The sequence below is a fragment of the Pantoea sp. CFCC18179 genome, from assembly GCF_059412405.1.
In genome coordinates this window covers 380600-401764 of record NZ_JBNBPM010000002.1, presented here as the reverse complement: position 1 = coordinate 401764, position 21165 = coordinate 380600, and the positions used below count along the sequence as shown (strand labels likewise).

17 protein-coding genes are annotated in these 21165 nt (G+C 53.5%); 7 read left to right on the top strand and 10 right to left on the bottom strand.

What is annotated here, in order from left to right; all coding sequences use genetic code 11:
• Nucleotides 1–61 precede the first annotated feature (61 nt).
• The 6 genes from ACPUC7_RS06485 to ACPUC7_RS06460 all read right to left on the bottom strand — a co-directional run bounded on the left by ACPUC7_RS06485 (nt 62) and on the right by ACPUC7_RS06460 (nt 5161).
• Complete coding sequence (locus ACPUC7_RS06485) at nt 62–844, bottom strand: siderophore-interacting protein (protein ID WP_494922219.1); 783 nt, start codon at nt 842–844, stop codon at nt 62–64.
• 238 nt (nt 845–1082) lie between these two features.
• Nucleotides 1083–1310 (bottom strand): hypothetical protein, encoded by a 228-nt coding sequence (locus tag ACPUC7_RS06480; protein ID WP_494922218.1) that lies wholly within the window; start codon nt 1308–1310, stop codon nt 1083–1085.
• A gap of 167 nt (nt 1311–1477) precedes the next feature.
• Nucleotides 1478–2344: a helix-turn-helix domain-containing protein gene (locus ACPUC7_RS06475; protein ID WP_343550917.1), complete on the bottom strand. Its 867-nt coding sequence runs from the start codon at nt 2342–2344 to the stop codon at nt 1478–1480.
• 223 nt (nt 2345–2567) lie between these two features.
• Entirely contained in the window at nt 2568–2735 is a 168-nt protein-coding gene (locus ACPUC7_RS06470) for a DUF2474 domain-containing protein (RefSeq protein ID WP_343550916.1), read from the bottom strand.
• A 1-nt stretch (nt 2736) separates the two neighbouring features.
• Nucleotides 2737–3741: a cytochrome d ubiquinol oxidase subunit II gene (gene cydB, locus ACPUC7_RS06465; protein WP_343550915.1), complete on the bottom strand. Its 1005-nt coding sequence runs from the start codon at nt 3739–3741 to the stop codon at nt 2737–2739.
• Between the two features lies 1 nt (nt 3742).
• Nucleotides 3743–5161 (bottom strand): cytochrome ubiquinol oxidase subunit I, encoded by a 1419-nt coding sequence (locus tag ACPUC7_RS06460; RefSeq protein ID WP_494922217.1) that lies wholly within the window; start codon nt 5159–5161, stop codon nt 3743–3745.
• A 564-nt stretch (nt 5162–5725) separates the two neighbouring features.
• On the opposite strand from ACPUC7_RS06460, the gene yghX reads away from it, so the two are divergent.
• On the top strand, nt 5726–6616 hold the full coding sequence (yghX, locus tag ACPUC7_RS06455; RefSeq protein WP_494922216.1) for a YghX family hydrolase: 891 nt from the start codon (nt 5726–5728) through the stop codon (nt 6614–6616).
• A 79-nt stretch (nt 6617–6695) separates the two neighbouring features.
• On the opposite strand, the gene ACPUC7_RS06450 is transcribed toward yghX, so the two are convergent.
• Entirely contained in the window at nt 6696–7070 is a 375-nt protein-coding gene (locus ACPUC7_RS06450; RefSeq protein WP_494922215.1) for a winged helix-turn-helix transcriptional regulator, read from the bottom strand.
• 101 nt (nt 7071–7171) lie between these two features.
• Between ACPUC7_RS06450 and ACPUC7_RS06445 the strand changes: the two genes are divergently transcribed.
• Nucleotides 7172–8023, top strand: a complete 852-nt coding sequence (locus tag ACPUC7_RS06445) for an SDR family oxidoreductase (RefSeq protein ID WP_494922214.1) — start codon at nt 7172–7174, stop codon at nt 8021–8023.
• Nucleotides 8024–8464: 441 nt separating this feature from the next.
• A complete protein-coding gene (gene treF, locus ACPUC7_RS06440; protein ID WP_494922390.1) occupies nt 8465–10123 on the top strand; it encodes an alpha,alpha-trehalase TreF in 1659 nt (552 codons plus the stop codon).
• A gap of 84 nt (nt 10124–10207) precedes the next feature.
• Here treF and ACPUC7_RS06435 read toward each other — a convergent pair whose 3' ends face one another.
• On the bottom strand, nt 10208–11026 hold the full coding sequence (locus ACPUC7_RS06435) for an alpha/beta fold hydrolase (protein ID WP_343550910.1): 819 nt from the start codon (nt 11024–11026) through the stop codon (nt 10208–10210).
• 215 nt (nt 11027–11241) lie between these two features.
• On the opposite strand from ACPUC7_RS06435, the gene ACPUC7_RS06430 reads away from it, so the two are divergent.
• Nucleotides 11242–12831 carry an MFS transporter gene (locus tag ACPUC7_RS06430; protein WP_494922389.1) on the top strand — a complete coding sequence of 530 codons (1590 nt, stop codon included), beginning with the start codon at nt 11242–11244 and terminating at the stop codon, nt 12829–12831.
• On the opposite strand, the gene ACPUC7_RS06425 is transcribed toward ACPUC7_RS06430, so the two are convergent.
• Entirely contained in the window at nt 12832–13740 is a 909-nt protein-coding gene (locus tag ACPUC7_RS06425; RefSeq protein WP_494922213.1) for a LysR family transcriptional regulator, read from the bottom strand.
• A 136-nt stretch (nt 13741–13876) separates the two neighbouring features.
• On the opposite strand from ACPUC7_RS06425, the gene ACPUC7_RS06420 reads away from it, so the two are divergent.
• Nucleotides 13877–15745, top strand: a complete 1869-nt coding sequence (locus ACPUC7_RS06420) for an amidohydrolase (RefSeq protein ID WP_494922388.1) — start codon at nt 13877–13879, stop codon at nt 15743–15745.
• 61 nt (nt 15746–15806) lie between these two features.
• Here the strand turns inward: ACPUC7_RS06420 and ACPUC7_RS06415 are convergent, their stop codons facing one another.
• The gene (locus tag ACPUC7_RS06415; RefSeq protein WP_494922212.1) at nt 15807–16751 is read right to left on the bottom strand and encodes a diguanylate cyclase domain-containing protein; all 945 of its coding nucleotides are present in this window, start codon (nt 16749–16751) and stop codon (nt 15807–15809) included.
• A 377-nt stretch (nt 16752–17128) separates the two neighbouring features.
• Here ACPUC7_RS06415 and ACPUC7_RS06410 point away from each other — a divergent pair, with 377 nt between their 5' ends.
• Both ACPUC7_RS06410 and ACPUC7_RS06405 read left to right on the top strand, forming a co-directional pair.
• The gene (locus ACPUC7_RS06410) at nt 17129–20353 is read left to right on the top strand and encodes a transporter substrate-binding domain-containing protein (RefSeq protein WP_494922211.1); all 3225 of its coding nucleotides are present in this window, start codon (nt 17129–17131) and stop codon (nt 20351–20353) included.
• Nucleotides 20353–21057 carry a response regulator gene (locus tag ACPUC7_RS06405; protein WP_494922210.1) on the top strand — a complete coding sequence of 235 codons (705 nt, stop codon included), beginning with the start codon at nt 20353–20355 and terminating at the stop codon, nt 21055–21057. Before ACPUC7_RS06410 ends, ACPUC7_RS06405 begins: the two co-directional genes overlap by 1 nt.
• The last annotated feature ends 108 nt before the right edge of the window (nt 21058–21165 follow it).

Here is a 21165-nt window from a genome sequence, read left to right as displayed (position 1 = left end):
TGATAGTAGTCTGCCGCCTGGCAAAATTCAACACAGGCGGCAGCGCGCGGGCGATTGTCGGTTATTTCTGATGCCAGTAAGCCACCGCACGCACGAAGTCGGTATGCGCACCACGACGCTGGGTGAAATAGTCGCTCAGCAACTTCACCGCTTCCCCTTCACCAGTCAGCCAGATGAAATACTCTTCACTCGGCAGCGAGATTTTATCCAGTTGCGCAATGATTGGGCCGAGGTTCTCCGCCTGCATGGTGCCGCTCCCCAGCCAGGTAATCTTAACGTTGTCCAACTCGCCAAGATAATCGCGGCCCGTGGCTTCATCGGCATAGACTAGCAGGTGAATTTCCTGTGCCTGCATTTCGGCATAACGGCGTTTAAAAGCCGGCAGACCGGTCTCATCGCAGACGTAAATCTGGCAGGCGTAATCCACAGGTGCGACACACGAACCGCGCGGCCCGCCCATGGCTATTTGATCGCCGACTTTGGCGTCCCGCGCCCAACTGCTGGCAACGCCACCATCGTGGATATAGAAATCCAGCGTCAGTGAATCAATGCCGTTAAATTCCAGCGGCGTGTAATCACGCGCGGCGGGACGCACGCCGCCCGGCCATTCAATGCCTTCTTCGGTCATTTTCGGCAAAGCCAACGCGCTGCCTGCACTCTCCGGGAAGAACACTTTGATGTGATCATCGAACGATGGCGAATTGAAGCCCGCCAGATCGCTGCCTGTAAATACGATGCGCCAGAATTCCCCGGCGATCAGGGTTTTGCTGGCAACGGTGATATGACGAAAACGTAATTCATTACGCACGCGGCGTGGCGCGCGCTCGGATGTTGACTGTGGCAAGCGATCTCTCCCGGATGTTTATTGAAACTCATTCTCATTTAATGAGGAGAGAATAGTTATGATATATCTTCGATGCAATGCCGAAAAATGCTATTGGGTGGATGTGGGATTGGTGCGCATAGCAAAAGGTCACCATAAATGGCGACCCTACGGGTGAAATATGCACCAACGTAGGGTCGCCATTTATGGTGACCGTTTTCAAGTACGCTTAAATCTGAAATAAATTCGCGGAGAGAGATTAAGCCTGATGATTCGTGCAGATAACAAAGCTGCCATCATCTTTGTTGTGTTGAGGCAACGGATTGTCGCCGAGGATTTCATGCTGCGCGCAATGCGTCTGATGCGGATGAAGTCCGGTCGGTGGTGAGAAAGGCTCAGCCATCTGTGCACTTGCCAACGAAGAAAACGCTACAAGCGCTGTCATGAGGAACAACGGTAGAAGTCGCATAATTTTTTGTCTTTTCACTATAGCGGTCCGGAATGGACCAGAAATGCAGGTGATTATCCAGCCTGATGTACGGCGGCTGGTGAATTACGCGGCCAATCAGGTTTCAATGAAGAATTTTACGCCAATCACGGCGATGAGTTTATAAAATCGTGCGGTTTGTCACGGTTTACCGCACGAATTATGCATTACGACGCCGTGACCGGAATATAAAACGTGCCTTGCAGCAAATCTGGCGTGCTGTATTTCAAATCCAGCTTGAGCAGATCTTTGCCGGCGCGACGCGCAACGCCCAATGCCGGCAGATGGTTGTAGTAAATCTCAGCGGTAAACGCGTTGATCTCCTCCGGCGCGCCGTGCCAATCAATCTCGGCATACAAACCACTTTCACCGGTCCAGTTCTGCACATTGCGCGGCAACACGTCGGCGTTCTGACTTTCCAGCGCCTGGAACATGCTGATGTGCTGCTGATCGGCGGAATTCACGCCCGGACTGAACTGGAAACCGAGCCAGCCGCGACTGACGTGTTGACCGGCGAAGGCAATGAAATCTCGCGTATGCTGCGCCACCACATGATTGTGATGCTCAATGTATTCGCCAAAACGGCATTCCCACTCAATCACTTCGCCGCACAGTTGCAGCTCTGGCTTGTGCGCCAGACGCGCGTTCACCCATTCACGCTGGGTGGAGATGCGGCTGTGGAAATCCTTCATCAGCATATCCGGGATGCGACGATAGGCGCCCGGCGTCAGCGAGAAGTGGCTTTTAAACACACGGGTGAAATTCTGTTGGTTATCAAAACCAAAGCGCACCGCGATATCAATCAGCGGCATGCTGGTTAAGCGCAACGCCATCGCCGACATCGTAAGGCGACGCTTGCGCGTGTACGACGCCAGCGTTTGTCCGGTCATCTCTTTGAACATGCGCTGCATGTGCCACTTGGAGTAACCGGATTTCAGGGTAATCAGATCGATATTCAGTTCGTCGGTCAGATTGGCCTCGATCCAGTCCACCAGATCATTGATGTACTGTTTTTTCAGATTCAGGCTGAGCATGATTTTGCTAATCGAATGATGAGGTTGAAGGTAATGAATTTGCGTGTTTCGTCACATAAATATAACAAAAACGTATTACCAACGTAAGGAAGAGTAAAGCCAGCGAGACGGGAAAAGCATTAATTGCTTAGGTGACTAATGTTTTTTCGGCGCGCGAACGTAAAAAAGGCCGCCATGAATGGCGACCTCGGGTGAACTCAAACGTTTTTTACGATGTGGCAATTCAGTGCGAGCGCATGCCCGCAGCCGTCATCATCATACGAAACAGTGATGCCACCACACCGAGTGCCAGCACGCTTGCGCCGTAAATAATGACCAACCACATCAGCTGTTTCCACCACGGAATCTTGGTTTCAGTGTGAGTTTTCATGTTGCTGACCTCGGTTTGCATATCAATGATATCCTTCGTCGGCTTTGATTTTTCCGCGGAACACGTAGTAACTCCAGAAGGTGTAACCCAGAATCACCGGAATAATCAGTAAGCCGCCCACCAGCATAAATGCCTGGCTGCTGGCCGGAGAGGCCGCCTGCCAGATGGTGATTGACGGTGGAATGATGTTCGGCCAGATACTGATACCCAGGCCGGAGAAGCCGAGGAAAATCAGCGCCAGCGTCAGGATGAACGGCGAGTAATGCGCTTCACGTTTGATGGCACGCACAATCCCCCACGAACACAGCACCACCAGCACCGGAACCGGCAGGAACCAGAACAGGTTCGGACGCGAGAACCAGCGCTGCGCGATATCGGCGTGCGTCAGCGGCGTCCAGATGCTGATAATGCCCACCACCAGCAGCAGCGTTAAGGTCAGCGGCGTTGCCAACGCAGACATTTTACGATGCAGATCGTGCTCGGTTTTCATGATCAGCCAGGTGCAGCCCAGCAGTGCATAAGCAATCACCAAGCCCACGCCGCAGAACAGCGGGAACGGCGCTAACCAGCTCATTGCCGAACCGGCATATTCACGGCCGACCACCGGGAAACCATTCAGAATCGCACCCACCGCCACGCCCTGGCTGAAGGTCGCCAGCAGTGAACCGGCAATGAACGATTTATCCCAGAATGGACGATGTTCTTCAGTCGCTTTGAAACGGAATTCAAACGCCACGCCACGGAAAATCAGGCCAATCAACATCGCCGTCAGTGGAATCGACAACGCATCCAGCAACACGGCGTAAGCCAGCGGGAACGCGCCATACAGCGCCGCGCCGCCCAGCACCAGCCAGGTTTCGTTGCCATCCCAAACTGGCGCAACGGTGTTAACCATCATGTCGCGCTCAATCGGATCTTTGTTGAACGGCAACAGCAGGCCAATGCCGAGATCGAAGCCATCCATCACGATGTACATCAAGGTGCCAAACACGATGATGGCAAACCAGATAATTGAGAAATCGATCATCTTAGTGCTCCCCGCTCTTGTTCGCGGTATTCGCTGCCGACAACGGACGCGCTGGCGTGTGATGCTGACCCGGACCGCCGTGATCAACTTCTTTACCTTCGCCGGTCACCGGACCTTCTTTAATCAGACGCATCATGTAGAGATAACCGACGCCAAACACCGATGAATAAACCAGAATGAACGCCAGCAGGCTGATACTCATGTGCATGTCGCCATGCGCCGACACCGCATCAATGGTGCGCTGCACGCCGTAAACCACCCATGGCTGACGGCCAATTTCGGTAGTAAACCAACCCGCCAGAATCGCGATCAAGCCCGATGGGCCCATCAACAGCGTGAACCACAGGAACGGACGCGATTGATACAGGCGACCTTTGTAGCGCAGCCACAAACTCACCACGCCGAGGGTAATCATCAGCAGCCCCAGCGCCACCATCACGCGGAATGACCAAAAGATGATGGTCGAATTCGGACGATCTTCTTTCGGGAAACTCTTCAGCGCCGGAATCTGCTTATCGAGGCTGTGGGTCAGAATCAGGCTGCCCAGATAAGGAATCTCCAGCGCATATTTGGTGCGTTCCTGCTCCATATCGGGCACGCCAAACAGAATCAGCGGCGAGGCTTCACCCGGTTTGTTTTCCCAGTGACCTTCAATCGCGGCGATTTTTGCCGGTTGATGTTCAAGAGTGTTCAACCCATGCGCATCGCCAATCATCGCCTGAATCGGTGCCACAATCAGCGCCATCCACAACGCCATTGAGAACATTTTGCGAATCGCCGGATTGTCGTTGCCGCGCAGCAAATGCCATGCGCCAGAAGCACCAACAAAGAAGGCACTGGCCAGGAAAGCACCCACCGACATGTGGAACAGTCGATACGGGAATGACGGGTTAAAGATGATTTTCAGCCAATCTTCTGGCACCACAATGCCGTTCTGGATGATGTAGCCCTGCGGCGTGTGCATCCAGCTGTTAGAGGCGAGGATCCAGAACGTGGAGAAGATGGTGCCGAGCGCCACCATGCAGGTGGCAAAGAAGTGCAAGCCTGGACCAACGCGGTTCCAGCCAAACAGCATCACGCCAAGGAAACCCGCTTCGAGGAAGAAGGCGGTTAACACTTCATAGGTGAGCAGCGGGCCGGTAATACTGCCAGCAAACTGCGAGAAACCGCTCCAGTTAGTACCGAACTGGTACGCCATCACCAAACCCGATACCACGCCCATACCGAAGTTCACGGCAAACGCTTTGGACCAGAAATGGTAGAGATCGCGATAGGTCTCGTTACGGGTTTTCAGCCACATCCCTTCAAGCACCGCCAGGAAGCTGGCGAGACCGATGGTGATGGCTGGGAAGATAATATGGAAGGAAACAGTAAAGGCGAACTGAATCCTAGCCAGATGAAAGGCATCTAATCCAAACATTGCTTACCTCATTGCCACAAATTACACCGAAATTTTTACTTATATTTAACAAGCAGAGCATCGCGTTATTTCGCCATGCTTAAAGATATGTCGCACCAATGTAAAAGAAAGGCGTGCGAACCGTAAGAAACAGTGGAAGTCGGTAAAACTATAACAGTGTTTTTTGATTTCGATCATTGTTTTCCGCAGAAACTAATACTTTAAAATCACTACGTTAAGGTTAATCACCCTCATTTATTGTGACAATATTGTTATTGTTTTATGGCTATTAATACGGCGCTTATCAGGTAAGCACCTCATTTATTTATTTTTTCGTGCGCAGAATATTTAGATTATTTAGCGGTGATGGAAATGCGCTGTAAATATTTACGGACAGCGCATCATGATCAGAATTGTTAATTAAAAGATAATTAATTTAAAACGAAAAAGGTTATTTCTGCTGTTTATTGGTGAAGTAATGTTAAACATTGCGCTTTAACCCGCTGCGGCATGGCATTTGCCAGCGGCGGCAAGCTGTGCTTTTTTAGAGCGGTAATCAACCAGTTAAACAGCGAAGGAGAGGTTATGACCCGTCTTACTGCACAGGATTTCCCTCAGGAACTGCTCGAGCTTTACGATTACTACGCGCACGGCAAAATCAGCAAACGCGAGTTCATCGCGATGGCAGCGAAATTCACCGTGGCTGGCATGGCGGGTGCAACGCTGTTAAGCGCCATGAGCCCCAACTATGCGCTGGCGCAGCAGGTGGAATTTACCGATCCGGCGATCAAACCTGAATACATTAACTATCCGTCGCCACAAGGCCACGGCGAGGTGCGTGGTTATCTGGTGCGCCCAACTAATGCGCAAGGCAAAGTGCCGGCTGTGGTGGTGGTGCATGAAAACCGTGGTCTGAATCCGTATATCGAAGATGTGGCGCGCCGCGTGGCGAAAGCCGGCTATATCGCGCTGGCACCAGATGGATTGAGTTCAATGGGCGGTTATCCGGGCAATGACGACGAAGGCAAAACCATGCAGGCAAAAGTCGATCCCACCAAGTTGATGAATGATTTCTTTGCGGCGGTGGATTTTTTAATGCACCACGAAGAGGGCACCGGCAAAGTCGGCATCACCGGTTTCTGTTATGGCGGCGGCGTGGCGAATGCGGCGGCGGTGGCGTTTCCTGAACTGGCCTGCGCCGTGCCGTTTTATGGTCGTCAGCCGAAAGCAGATGATGTGCCGCGCATCAAAGCGCCACTCTTGCTGCATTACGCCGGGCTGGATAAAGGCATCAACGAAGGCTGGCCAGCTTATGAAGAGGCGTTGAAGGCCAACCATAAAGTGTACGAAGGTTATGTGTATCCCAACGTCAATCATGGTTTCCACAATGATTCGACGCCGCGCTATGACAAAGCCGCCGCCGATCTGGCGTGGGAGCGCACGTTGGGTTGGTTTGAGAAGTATTTGCGCGCGTAATACTTAGCGGTCACCATAAATGGCGACCCTACAAACCCAGATTCACCTATTGTAGGGTCGCCATTATTGGCAACCGTTGTTAATGGCTCGTTGTGGAGTCTTTCAAAATCCGATGCACATTGCTCTCCAGCCAATCGGCCAATCCGGTCACCTGCCCTTCCACTTCCTGCCCTAACGACGTCAAACGGTATTCGACGTGCGGCGGCACCACTTCATACGCAATCCGCTCGACAAAACCATCTTCTTCCATATAGCGCAGCGTCTGCGCCAACATGCGCTCACTGACGCCACCAATCTTGCGGCGCAGCTCGCTAAAGCGCAGCGTTTCTTCACGTAGCGCCAATAAAATCAGCACGCTCCAGCGACTGGTAATACGCTTAAGCACATCACGTGACGGACAATTGGGGTTGAGTAACTCACCACGCGTAAATTTTTCACTCATCTTTTCAGACATTTAACTCACCCTTTCCAAACTAACAAATCTGTAAGTACTTACTAAAAGTTAGTTTATCTCGTAGGCTGTTTTCATTCCAGCTCAAACTGTAGGAGAACATCATGATTGCGATTACCGGAGCAACTGGCCAACTGGGCCGTTTAGTGATTAACGAATTATTGAAAAAAGTACCCGTCAGCGAAATCATCGCTGCGGTGCGCTCGCCAGAGAAAGCCAGCGACCTGCAAGCGTTAGGCGTGACCTTGCGTGCTGCGGATTACAGCAAACCTGAAACCTTGAAAAGTGCTTTTGCTGGCGTGGATAAAGTGCTGCTGATCTCGTCGAGCGAAGTGGGTCAGCGTGAAGCGCAGCATCAGGCGGTGATCGATGCCGCCAAAGCGGCGGGCGTTGGCTTCATTGCTTACACCAGCTTGCTGCATGCCGATACCACGCCATTGGGTTTGGGCGTTGAGCACCGTGCCACCGAAGCTTATCTGAAAGCTTCTGGCGTGCCGTTTGCCCTGTTGCGTAATGGCTGGTACACCGAAAACTACGCGGCAAGCATTGCACCGGCGCTGGCGCATCATGCCTTTATTGGTTCGGTCGGTGAAGGACGTATCTCTTCAGCTGCGCGTGCGGATTATGCCGCCGCCGCAGCGGAAGTGATGAGCCGTGACGGCCAGGCGGGCAAAGTGTATGAACTGGCGGGCGATGATAGCTATACGTTGGCGCAATTCAGCGCCGAGATCGCTAAGCAGTCTGGTGAAGCGGTGGATTACATCAACCTGCCACAAGCCGAGTTTGCCGCCGCCCTGAAAGGGGCCGGTTTACCGGACGGGCTTTCGGAGATGCTGGCGGATTCCGATGCCGGTGCCGAGAAAGGCGGATTGTTCGATGATAGCCGCACGCTGAGCACGCTGATTGGCCGTCCAACCACGCCGTTTGCGGATGTGATTAAGGCGTCGTTGAAGTAAGGAGCTGTTTGGCCCTCACCCCAGCCCTCTCCCACAAGTGGGAGAGGGAGCAGACTGTGCAATGATGTCAGATTTTAGCTCCACCTAAACATCCCTTCTCCCGCCTGCGGGAAGAAGGTTAGGATGAGGGACAGACAACTCCGAACCCTCCCATCCACCGCCTCGTATGCCATTAATTGATCAAGCCAACTGGCCCGTTTTAAGTCAAATAATAGCGATTTTCTTAATTACAGATAATTCTGTGCCGTTATTTAAACATCCATATAAGAAGCTGCTTTCACTTCCTGAAATATAGGACGTTGTAATCGCTGATAAATCATAAAAAAGCGCGATCCATCGACATGATTTATTACGTTCATAGATATTTCGCATTGTTGTCTCGCCTGCTCAGACCTCTATAATTTGTCCTTTACGCATTCAAGATTTAACCAGGAGGCTGCTATTAATACTAACAACCAGCAACGTAACGCTTTCGAGGATCGACGCGATGATGCTGAATTGGAGTATCAATATAATCCTCACGAGTTTGTGCGCGAAGGTATGCAAGATTCGGAGCCGGAGCCCGAGCTGATCGAAGGTCTGCCTGCGCCGGATGCGCTGACGCCTGCCGATCGCTACATGGAACTGTTTGAACAAGTGCAGACGTCGCACATATTTTCTGACAGCAAAACCTTTCCGGACTGCGCGCCAAAATTCGATCCGCTGGATATATTAATCCGCTATCGTCGGCGTAAACGCGCCGCGGATTTTGATCTGGAAAAATTCGTGCATGAACATTTTTATACGCCGCAGGTGAATGAGAGTTTTTATGTTTCCAATCCGGATAAAACCTTAACGGAACATATTGATGAACTGTGGCCGGTGTTAACTAAAATGCCGCAGCAACATTTACCACATTCATCACTGCTGCCATTACCAAAACCCTATGTGGTGCCGGGCGGTCGTTTTGGTGAGACCTATTATTGGGACTCCTATTTCAGCATGCTCGGCCTGGCGGATGCGGGCCGCGATGACCTGCTGCGCCACATGGCGGATAATTTTGCCTGGCTGATTGATAATTACGGTCATGTGCCAAACGGCAACCGTACTTACTATCTCAGCCGCTCACAGCCGCCGGTGTTTGCGCTGATGGTTGAGTTGTTCGAAGAGGATGGCATTCGCGGCGCGAAACGCTATCTCGACCAGTTGATGAAAGAGTATCAATTCTGGATGGATGGCGCGGGCGAGCTGATGCCGCATCAAGCCTATCGTCATGTGGTGCGCATGCCTGACGGTTCGCTACTCAATCGTTATTGGGATGACCGCGACACGCCGCGTGATGAATCGTGGCTGGAAGATATCGAAACCGCGAAGAAATCCAGTCGTCCGGCCAACGAAGTGTACCGCGACCTGCGCGCAGGTGCGGCTTCCGGTTGGGATTACTCGTCGCGCTGGCTACGCGATCCGCAACGTCTAGCCAGCATTCGCACCACACAATTTATTCCGATCGATCTCAACGCGTTCCTCTACAAGCTGGAACTGATGATTTCGACGCTCTCGCATGCCAAAGGTGAAGAGTTAACCGCGCTGGCGTGGCAGAAAAAAGCCGATGCGCGCAAGCAGGCGATTCACCGTTATCTGTGGGACAACACCGCTGGCGTGTACCGCGATTACGACTGGCGTCGTGAGCGTTTCGGCGCCTTCACTGCGGCGGCGGTGGTGCCACTGTTCCTCGGTCTGGCCTCGCCAGAACAGGCACATTTGCAGGCAGTCGCGCTGCGTCACTTGCTGCTGACACAAGGCGGTTTGTTAACGTCGATGGTGGAAAGCGGCGAGCAGTGGGATAAGCCCAACGCATGGGCACCGCTGCAATGGATGGCGGTGGTCGGCCTGAACAATTACGGTGAAGAGACGCTAGCCAGCGAGATTGCCGTGAACTGGCTGACGACCGTGAATAATTTCTATTCGCTGCATCATAAGCTGGTCGAGAAGTACGACATCAGCGGCGAGCGTGCGCGTCCGGGTGGCGGCGGGGAATATCCGTTGCAGGATGGCTTCGGCTGGACCAACGGCGTAACGCGCCGCTTGATGACCATGTACGGACATCTGCTCGCGGATTGATGCTTCGCTCCCCTATTCATCCCCTCTCCCGCCTGCGGGAGAGGGTTAGGGTGAGGGACAACGTGCTCCCTACTTCTGTGCTCCCTACTTCTGCAAGAACGCCAGCAAATCCGCATTCAACTGATCCTGATGCGTCACCGCAAAACCGTGCGGGCCATTCTCATACACCTTCAACTCTGAACCTTTAATCATCTCGTGCACCAACTTGCCGGTGGCTTCGAACGGCACGATCTGGTCATTGCTGCCGTGAATCACCAGGGTTGGCACATCGACTTTGGCGATATCGGCACGGAAATCGGTCTCAGCAAACGCCGTCACGCAATCGATGGTGCCTTTCAGCGACGCCAGCAGCGCAATATTCAAGGTCTGCGTCATCACGCCATCAGAAATCGTTTGTCCGGCATTGGCACCATAAAACGGCGTGGCGAACTCTTTGATAAACTGCGCGCGGTCTTTACGTAAGCCATCCCTGATACCATCAAACACCGCTTGCTCCACACCTTCGGGGTGATCAGCGGTTTTACCGAAGATCGGCGTTACCGCGCCCAACAGCACCAATCCTTTCACTTTCGCCGTGCCGTAGCGGCCGATATAGCGTGACACATCGCCGCCGCCCATCGAGAAGCCCACCAGCGTGACGTCATCCAGTTGCAGATGCTCAATCAAGCCGTGAATGTCATCAGCAAAGGTATCGTAGTTGTAACCTTCCCACGGCTGATCGGAGCGACCAAAGCCGCGGCGGTCAAAGGCAATCACACGATAGCCACGTTCCGCGAGGAAATTGAGCTGGCTATCCCACATATCCGCATCCAGAGGCCAGCCGTGGCTGAACAGTACCGGTTGGCCTTTGCCCCAATCTTTGAAGTACAGGTTAACGCCGTCTTTGGTTTTGAATGTGCTCATGTTTTTGCTCCGTTAGTGAGTGATGTGGTGTCTGCAAATCAAACTACATCGAGCGACTGGAAAAACCTAAAGCAGAGATTTTGACAACTTGTTCAGGCTTTTTTGTGTAGTGAAGCTGTCAAAAAAGCCTGAACAAGTTGCCCGGTTTTTTCCGCTATCAAGCAAGCAGCGGGCTTCGTAAGGTGCACTCATCGCCTACTGACAGGAACCTGATGATGAGCCAGCACAATCCAACTCAACCGCACAACAATGCCTTTTCTCCCTTTGGTTACGGGCTGTTTGCCCTGATCTGGACCGCCTCGGTGCTCGGCAACACCGGCAGCTTTATCCGCGATGTCGCCAGCGCGTGGCTGGTCACCGGATTGTCGGACAATCCCACCGCTGTCGCACTGATGCAAACTGCCGCTACCTTGCCGGTGTTCCTGCTGGCGCTGCCGGCGGGCGTGCTGTCGGATATTGTCGATCGCCGTCGCCTGCTGATTGCGGTGCAAATTCTGATGGCCAGCGTCAGCGGCACCTTACTTTTGCTGTCGCACAATCACTGGCTTACCGTTGAATGGCTGATCGGTCTGACCTTCATCGGCGGCATTGGCGCGGCGCTGTTTGGCCCTGCCTGGCAAGCGATTGTGCCGGAACTGGTGCCGCGTCATGAGCTGAAAAACGCCGTGGCACTTAATTCGCTCGGTATCAACATTGCGCGAGCGATTGGCCCAGCAACCGGTGGCTTGCTGCTGGCAAGTTTAGGTGCGATGGCGGCATATGGTGCCGATGTGGCGAGTTATTTTTTCGTTATCGCCGCTCTGCTGTATTGGAAACGTCCGGCCAAAGCCAAAACCGAACTCAATGAGCACTTCTTTGGCGCGTTTCGTGCCGGGCTGCGCTATGTGCGCGCCAGCCATGATCTGCACCGCGTGCTGCTGCGTGCCGCGCTGTACTTCGCCTTCGCCAGTGCCATTTGGGCGCTGCTGCCGCTGGTAGCACGCAACATGTTGCAAGGCACGGCGGGTTTCTACGGCATGCTGCTTGGCGCGGTGGGTATCGGCGCGATTGCCGGTGCGCTGCTGCTGCCGCGTCTGCGCAGCAAATTAAGTCACGATGGCTTAATGCTGCTCTCGGCGCTGCTGAGTGCGCTGGTGATGCTGGCGCTGGCCTTCAGTCCACCGCAATGGCTGGCGCTGGTTTTGATGCTGGTACTCGGCGTGGGCTGGATCATTGCCCTCACCACCTTAAACGGCGTGGCGCAAGCGGTGCTGCCGGATTGGGTGCGCGGCCGTGGTTTGGCGGTTTATTTGATGGTGTTTAACGGCACGCTGGCGGGCGGCAGTTTGACGTGGGGCTTGATTGCTCAACATGCTGGATTGGCCAATACCTTGCTGATCGCCGGAGCAGGTTTGATTATCAGCGCCCTATTGCTCAAACGTCTGGTGTTGCCAGCCGGTGAAGCCGATCTGCAACCGGCGCTGCATTGGGCTGAGCCGCAGGTGGATGCTGACGTGGATGTGCGTCACGGTCCGGTACTGATTCAAATTCGCTATCGCGTGATGCCTGAAGATCGTGCTGCATTCAAACAGGCGATTCATAAGCTGGCACATGCCCGCCGCCGCGATGGCGCTTATTCATGGGGATTGATGGCGCAAACCGACGATCCTAATGCCTTGCTGGAGTGGTTTTTGGTCGAGTCGTGGCAGGAACATTTGCGTCAGCACCAGCGCGTTTCCCACGCTGATGCTGAGTTACAACAAGCGGTGCGGCAATTCCATCAGGGCGAAGAGGAACCGGTTGTCAGTCACCACATCGCCATTTGATCACGCCGGCAGATAGATTTCAGCCAAACCTGGCAGCGTGAGCAAGCGCTCGCGCCACCAGGTTGCCGCGTTACCGCAGGCACTTTCGTTCCACGCCAGGTACGCCATATCACGACGACATTCGCTATCCAGCATGCGCGCCACCAGCGCACCACTTTCCAGATGCGGCTGCGCCAGATAGCGTGGTAAATAGCCGCAGCCCAAACCATCCAGCTGCGCCTGCAATTTGGCTGGGAAATCATGCACGCTCAGGGTTTTCTGTTCATCCAGCACGCGTAAATCCATGCCCGCGCCGTGACGCGACGAATCATGCACCGTCACCGCACGGTATTGGCGGATCTGCTCGCGCAGCAGCGGTTCCGGCGCCGTGGCGAGGGGATGATTGGGTGCCACAGCAAACACATATTCCAGCCAACCCAGCGGCTGGCAGATAATCTCTTTGCGCGTGGCGGGCTCTTGCACCGCGCCAAAGACAATATCCGCTTCGCCGTAATGCAATGCTTCCCAGCAGCCGGAAAGCACATCCTGGCGGAATTGCAGTTGGGTGTGCGGATGTTCCTGATAAAACTCATCAATCAGCGGCGTCAGGATGCTAAACGGCACCGATGCATCGACGCTGATCACCAATTGGCTTTCCCAGCCGCTTTCCACGTAGCGCGCCTGTTGTTCCAGCTCATTCACCGCGCGCAACAACGTGCGTCCTTTCTCCAGCATCAGGCGGCCGGTTGGCGTGAAGGTGGCGCGATGACCGGAGCGATCAAGCAGCGTGATTTTGAGATCGCTCTCCATTTTCTGCACGGTATAGCTCAGCGCTGACGCGGTTTTAAACAGTCGTGCAGCCGCCGCCGCAAAGGTGCCGTGGCGATCCAGCGCATCTAAAATCAGCAGCGCCTCAAGGTTTAAACGCATTTATTCCCCTCCCCCAAAATTGTTTAACAACAACCCCAAAACAATCCGTTATCAATAATTGCTCTCATTTCGTATTTTTTTAACCAACGACGCAAGTGCTTTTCACCGCTACGCTTAATCGATTTGGAGAAAGATGATGACAACCGCCTCACTGATTTTTACCAACGGCAAATTTCACACCGTAGACCGCGCTAATCCGCTGGCATCCGCCGTGGCGATTAAAGATGGCAAATTCCTCGCGGTCGGCAGTGAAGCGGAAGTGATGCGCTTCGCCGATAACAACACGCAAATCATTGATGCCAAAGGCCATACCGGTATTCCCGGCCTCAACGATTCGCACTTGCACCTGATTCGCGGCGGCCTGAATTACAACCTGGAACTGCGCTGGGAAGGTGTGCCATCGCTGGCCGATGCGCTGCGTATGCTGCGTGAACAAGCGCTGCGCACGCCGTCACCGCAATGGGTGCGCGTAGTTGGCGGCTGGAGCGAATTCCAGTTCGCCGAACGCCGCATGCCGACGCTGGATGAAATCAACGCCGCCGCGCCGGATACGCCAGTGTTTATTCTGCATTTGTACGATCGTGCGCTGCTCAACCGCGCAGCACTGCGCGTGGTCGGCTACACCAAAGACACACCAAATCCGCCGGGCGGCGAGATTCAACGCGACAGCAACGGCAATCCAACCGGCATGCTGATTGCGCGCCCTAACGCCATGCTGCTGTACGCCACGCTGGCGAAAGGGCCAAAGCTGCCGCTGGAGCAACAGGTCAACTCTACGCGCCAGTTTATGCGTGAACTGAATCGACTCGGTTTGACCAGCGCCATCGACGCAGGCGGCGGTTTCCAAAACTTTCCCGATGATTACGATGTAATTTCCGAACTGCACGCCAAAAAGCAGCTAACGGTGCGCATCGCCTACAACCTGTTTACTCAAAATCCTGGCCATGAACTGCAAGATTTCGAGAAGTGGACCGACATGCTGAAACCCGGCCAGGGCACCGATTTCTTGCGTCACAACGGCGCGGGCGAAATGTTGGTGTTCTCGGCGGCGGATTTCGAAGACTTCCTCGAACCGCGCCCGGATCTGGCGCCAAGCATGGAAGATGAACTGGAACGCGTGGTGCGCCATCTGGTAGAGCATCGCTGGCCGTTCCGCCTGCACGCCACCTATAACGAATCGATCAGCCGCATGCTCGACGTGTTCGAAAAAGTGAACCGCGACATTCCGTTCAACGGCCTGCACTGGTTCTTCGATCACGCGGAAACCATCACCGAAGCCAATATTGAACGCGTTAAAGCGCTGGGCGGCGGTTTGGCGGTGCAGCATCGGATGGCGTTTCAGGGCGAATATTTTGTCGATCGCTATGGCAAAGAAGCCGCCAAACAGACGCCGCCGGTGGCGCGCATGTTGGAAGCTGGCGTGCCAGTGGGATTGGGCACTGACGCCACGCGCGTCGCCAGTTACAATCCGTGGACCGCGCTTTACTGGCTGGTTTCCGGTCGTACCGTTGGCGGCATGCAACTGTACGATGACCATGCGCGAATCGATCGCGAAACCGCGTTGATGCTGTGGACCAAAGGCAGCGCCTGGTTCTCCAGCGAGCAAAATGCCAAAGGCGAGATCAAAGTCGGTCAGTTAGCCGATTTGGTGCTGCTGTCGAAAGACTTCTTCAGCGTGCCGGAAGAGGAAATTAAAGGCATTGAATCGGTGCTGACGTTGGTCGATGGCGAAGTGGTGTATGCCGCTGGCGGCTTTAGCCCGCTGTCGCCGCCGCCAGTGCCGGTATTGCCAGAGTGGTCGCCGGTGGTAACGGTGCCGGGTCATTATCGCAGCGCACCGCCGCAGGCAAATGGTCGTGCGGCGATGATGCCGAAAGTGCACCAATGCAGCGGCCCGTGTGGCGTGCACAGCCATGCGCATGATGTCGCGCGCCAATCTTCGGTGCCGGTGTCGGATAATAATGCGTTTTGGGGGGCGTTGGGTTGCTCGTGTTTTGCGTTTTAGTGGGGTGCGAATTTCCCCTCTCCCGCACGCGGGAGAGGGGAACGATCGAGCCTATTTGCAACTATCCCGCCAAACCAAACCCTTGCTTGCCGTTCTTCTTGATCTGATACATCGCTTCATCGGCGCGCGTCAGCGCGTCATCAAAACTGTCGCGCTCACGCACCTGCGCCACGCCAATCGAGGCACCAATCTGCGCCTGGCCGTTATCAATATCAAACGGCGTCAATGCGGCATCCAGCACCGCCTGCATCAAGATGCGCATTTTGGGATAGTCGATGAGGAACGGCATCAGCAACACAAACTCATCACCACCCAAACGACCAATCACCACGTTTGGCGGCACCACCTCGGTAATACGCTGACTGAGTTGAATCAACACTTCATCGCCGCTGCGATGACCCAGCGTATCGTTGACGTGTTTGAAGTTATCGAGGTCGATAAACGCCACGCACAGTGGCTGCGCTTTCATCTTGTTGAAATGGGTTTGCAGCGCGTGGCGGTTGGTTAAGCCGGTGAGCGGATCGTGATGCGCCAGCGAGGAGAGTTGCGCTTCGTACTGCTTCTCTTTGGTCATATCGATGTGCGTGCCGGTGACCTTGAGCGGATTACCGGCTTCATCCCATTCGGTCACGCGCCCGCGATCCAGCACCCACTTGATGTTGTCATTCTTGCCCAGCATGCGATGCAGCGCTTCGTAATAAGGTGCGCGTCCTTCGATATGATCGTAAAAGGCTTTCAACACTTCGTCGGCGTCGTCAGGATGCAGCCGCTCACGCCACACCTCGAACTGTGCTTTGGTCTCCTTGGGCTGAAAACCCAGCATCGATCCCCAGCGGCGGTTGAAAATCACCAGCTTGCCGCTGGGAATATCCAACTGCCACAAACATAAACCGGTTCCATCCAGTGCCGCACTGAGCTTGTTTCGCGCGTCATGCGCTATACGCTTTAATCGCGCATTATGCTTTTTCAGGTTCTGGATCTGCTGACGCAGCGCTTCTTCTGACATGGTTGGCTGAAGAGGAGGAAATAAGCGCTATTTTGCCTGCCAGGAAGTTTCTGTAAATAAAACAAATGAAAAGCCGATTAGCAGCGGCAAATTGCACCGACTTCAGAAGTAACGTCGACACTAACCAGCAAAAACAGCGAACTAAACTTACTTAAGTACCAGCCTTTAGTAAGTTACTCATTTCTCCTCCTTCCCCTTCCAGTTGGCATTTTTAAGAAATTTCTTGGTTTTCGCTTAATGGATGGTGAACCGCGTGCCGCTATGGGATGGAACCTGGCGCGATCTATCCCTCGTCAGCAAGTTGTGCCGCCACGCGCGCGGTGCAGAACACTGGCTTGATGATTGAGAATTGATTCGTGGGCATACGCATTCTAAGCATGATTTTCCTTTTGGGCTTCTGCTGCTCGGCCTTCAGCGCCACTTCGCTGACCTTTACACCGCGCTATGGATTAGTCTCGCCTGAAGTCACGTTAAATGCAGAAAGTCAGCGTTGGTTAGCGCGTCATAACGTATTGCGTGTTGGCATTTGGAGTCACTCATTGCCGCCCTATTCTGTCGAGTTTGAGAAGAATATCTACGAAGGATTATCCGCCGACTATCTGGCGATTGTGGCAAAAACGCTGCATCGCCCGGTTGAGATCACGCAGTATCGCACGCGGATGGAATTGGTTGCGGCATTGAATCAGGGCGAGATTGATTTGATTCCCTACTATCCGCAATCCGCCAATCACGTCACTCAACTCAGGCTCAGCATTCCCTATTCACTGGCGCAAAGTGTGTTGATCAGCCGACGCAACATGAAATTTGATCGCGAGTTAAAAGACAGTAGCTATCGTCTGATGTATTACGGCGATGACGAATTGAAGGATCTGCTGCATAAACGCTATCCGCAAGCGCAACTGGCCGCAGCTTCGCCGCCATTGTGGGCTTACACCGATACCGCGTTTAGTGAAAACACCGTGTTCTGGAGCAATTCGGCCACGCAACGCTATCTTTCACAGCGCGGATTACAAAATATTATCGAGTCGCATAACACGCCGTATACCAACGATGTTGATGCGCGTTTCGCCGCACGCGCCGGCAACGAACCACTGATTGCCGCCATCAATGAAATCCTCAGTAATATTCCGCTGCGCAATGCGGTGCAAATTGCCGAAGCCTGGGGGCTGGATTATCAATCGGTGGTGAAGAATCATCCGCTTGATTTGAGTGAAGCGGAAACGCAATGGCTGGCGCAGCACCGTCATATCACCGTGAATTACGATCCTACGCATCTACCTTTTACTTTTCTGGATAGTAAACAACGCGTTGCCGGCCTCAGCGTCGAGCTGTTAAAGATGATTTCTCAACGCACCGGTATTCGCTTTAATTTCAAGCCAATGCAGGGGCTCAGCAACATGCGTGATGCGTTGGTCAATCAACGTGATTCGCTGATTGTGGTCAGCGACGCCGCCTCACAGCAAAGTGACAACATCAGTTACACCCGCTCTTATATCTATTCACCTTGGGTGGTGATGACGCGCAGCGACAGCAATTATCACAGTTTCGATGAGATGGCGGGTAAGCGCATCGGTATTTATGAGCGTTCCTATTACCGCCATGATGTGCGACAGCGCTGGCCGGAAATCGACTTTAGTGAAAATGCCGTATCCATCGATTCACTTGGCGAATTGCAGGATAAGCAAGTCGACGGCTTTATCGTGCCTTACGAGTCGGCACAGTATTTGCTCAACAATCATTTTAATGATCGCTTCAAAGTGGCTTTTGTGGCGCCCTTACCGATGTTTCGTTTGGCGATGGCCACTAACGTCGCGGATGAACACCTGATTTCCATCCTCAATAAAGCGCTGACCGATATCCCACAACCCACGATGCAATCATTGATGGAACGTTGGATCAAATACACACCGCCCGCCACCAGCACTTCATGGCAAAGCTACCGCAGCTACATGCTGCGCATTATCGCGGTGGCAATGGTTTGTTTGCTGTTCTTCCTTTGGCGCAACCATTGGCTGAAATCATCGCTGGCCAAGCAACGCCTGCTTGAAAAAGAGATGAGTGGTCAGTTGATTTACATCGAAACGTTGCTGGGAGATGTGCGTAAAGCGAAAGGGGCTGCACTGCGCGCCAGCGAGGCGAAGAGCACCTTCCTTTCGCACATGAGCCATGAAATTCGAACACCGCTCGCAGCACTGATTGGTTTGCTGGAAATTGAGCATTTTGGCCAGAGCGACGCACGCCAGCGTCAGGAGAACATCGACCTTGCATGGCAATCGTCGCGTTCGTTGCTGTCGTTAGTCGGCGATATTCTCGATCTGGCAAAAATCGAATCCGGGCATTTCAGCATTCGTTATACGCCGATGTCGCTCAGCGATGTGGTGCATGATACCGAAGCGCTGTTTCATCAAGTTGCGCAAAACAAAGGGTTGGCGCTCAAGGTGATGCTGGATATCGAACAAGATTGCGTGTTGTTTGATGCCGTTGCCCTCAAACAAATTCTGGTAAATCTGGTGAGCAATGCCATCAAGTTCACGACTCAAGGTGAGGTCGAAGTGGCGCTGTATCAGGCAGATATCAGCAAAGCCGAATACGTGCTGGAAGTATGCGACAGCGGCATGGGATTAACCGCCGAACAGCAACAAGCAATCTTTGAACCCTTTATTCAACTCGACCAAGGTAGCAATCGCGTGAGTGGCACCGGATTGGGACTGAATATTTGTCGCCGTTTAGCGGTGATGTTGGGCACCGAATTACACGTTGAAAGCGAGGTTGAAGTCGGCAGCGTGTTTATGTTGCGCTTCACTGCGCAGCCCGCTGCACTGATTGAAACGGTCACCGAACTTCCCCTTGATGACGCGGCGCACATCGCATTACGCATGCTGATTGTTGATGACAATGCCACTAACCGTTTGCTGCTGGCTCAGCAATTACGCTATGCCGGACATCACGTGTTGGTCGCTGATAGTGGTGAAGCGGCGCTGGCGCTGTGGCGCGAACACGAAATCGATCGCGTCATCACCGACTGCAATATGCCGGGCATGGATGGCTTTGCTTTCACGCGCCAATTACGCGCTGAAGAAAAACAGCTCAATCGCCGCGCGGTACCGATTTATGGCTTAACCGCGATGGCAGAAGAGCGCGTTGCCCACTTAGCGCGTAACGCGGGCATGAACGGCTGCCTCTTCAAACCGTTGGAACGCGCGCAGTTGCTGCATGTCGTCACCGGAGCACCCACCCATCCACCGCGTCAGGAGACCTTGTTAACGCTAGAAAATCTGGCCGCCAACGATCCCATTGCCTGGCATGACCTGGTCACTACCGCACAAACCCAAAATGCCCGCGATCTCGCTCATTTGCAGCAGGCAGTGCAAGAAGACGATTTCATTGGCGCACGTCACGCTGCGCATCAGCTGCTTGGCAGCGGCAAATTGCTGCGCGCTGAATCCTTACAACTGAGTTGCCTTGCCGCTGAACAAGCGGCTGAACACGAAGATGGCACGTTGCTGCGACACCAACTGCCTGCGGTGATTAACGCCGTGGCCGAACTGGAAGTCCTCTTCCAGCGCGCACTCGAAAATGAACTGATCAAAGAGGTGAAATAATGAAAGAAGAAGCGATCTGGCAGATTGCCGTGCTGGACGACCATCCACTTATTGGCAAAGCCATTCAATATCGACTGGCTCAAGAGCCTTTGCTGCAACTCGCTGGGACTTTTTCACAGCGTCAGCAACTCATGGCATTTTTACAGCGCAATCCGTTGGATGTATTGGTGCTGGATTACATGCTGGGTGATGGCGATCTTGATGGCTTGCAGATGGTAAAGCAGCTACGCATGCGTTATCCCAATTTGAGAATTTTGGTCTCCTCGTCTGTAGAGAAACCGGCGATTGTGCAATTGCTGCTGAAAGCGGGCGTGCATGGTTTTGTCGGTAAGAGCGAAGATCAGGAGGTTTTGATCAACGCCTTACATCAGGTGTGTCGTAACAAACGTTTTCTCACCGCCGATATGTTGCTGGAGATGGATAAGTTCTCGGAAAGCGATCGTGAGATGCATGAATATTTGTTGCCGCGCGAAATGGGCGATGACCTCACGCTGCTGCTGCGCGAATTAAGCCCGCGAGAGATCGAAGTGATTCGCTGTTATCTGGATGGATTGAGCATCACGCAGATTGCAGGAAAATATGCGCGCAGCCGTAAAACCATCAGCGGTCAGAAACAGACCGCGTTGCGCAAACTGGGTTTACGATCCGATCTCGAATTATTCAAATACAAAGAGTATTTCAGCGGATTGGTGCAACATCATTAAGCGGTCAGCCGCGCGGATAAAGTGTGATCTGTGACGCGGATCAAGCCTTATTCGATTGTTCGATCTGTCATCATGTTTACTAGAATGGTAGTTTGTCAGTTATCACAG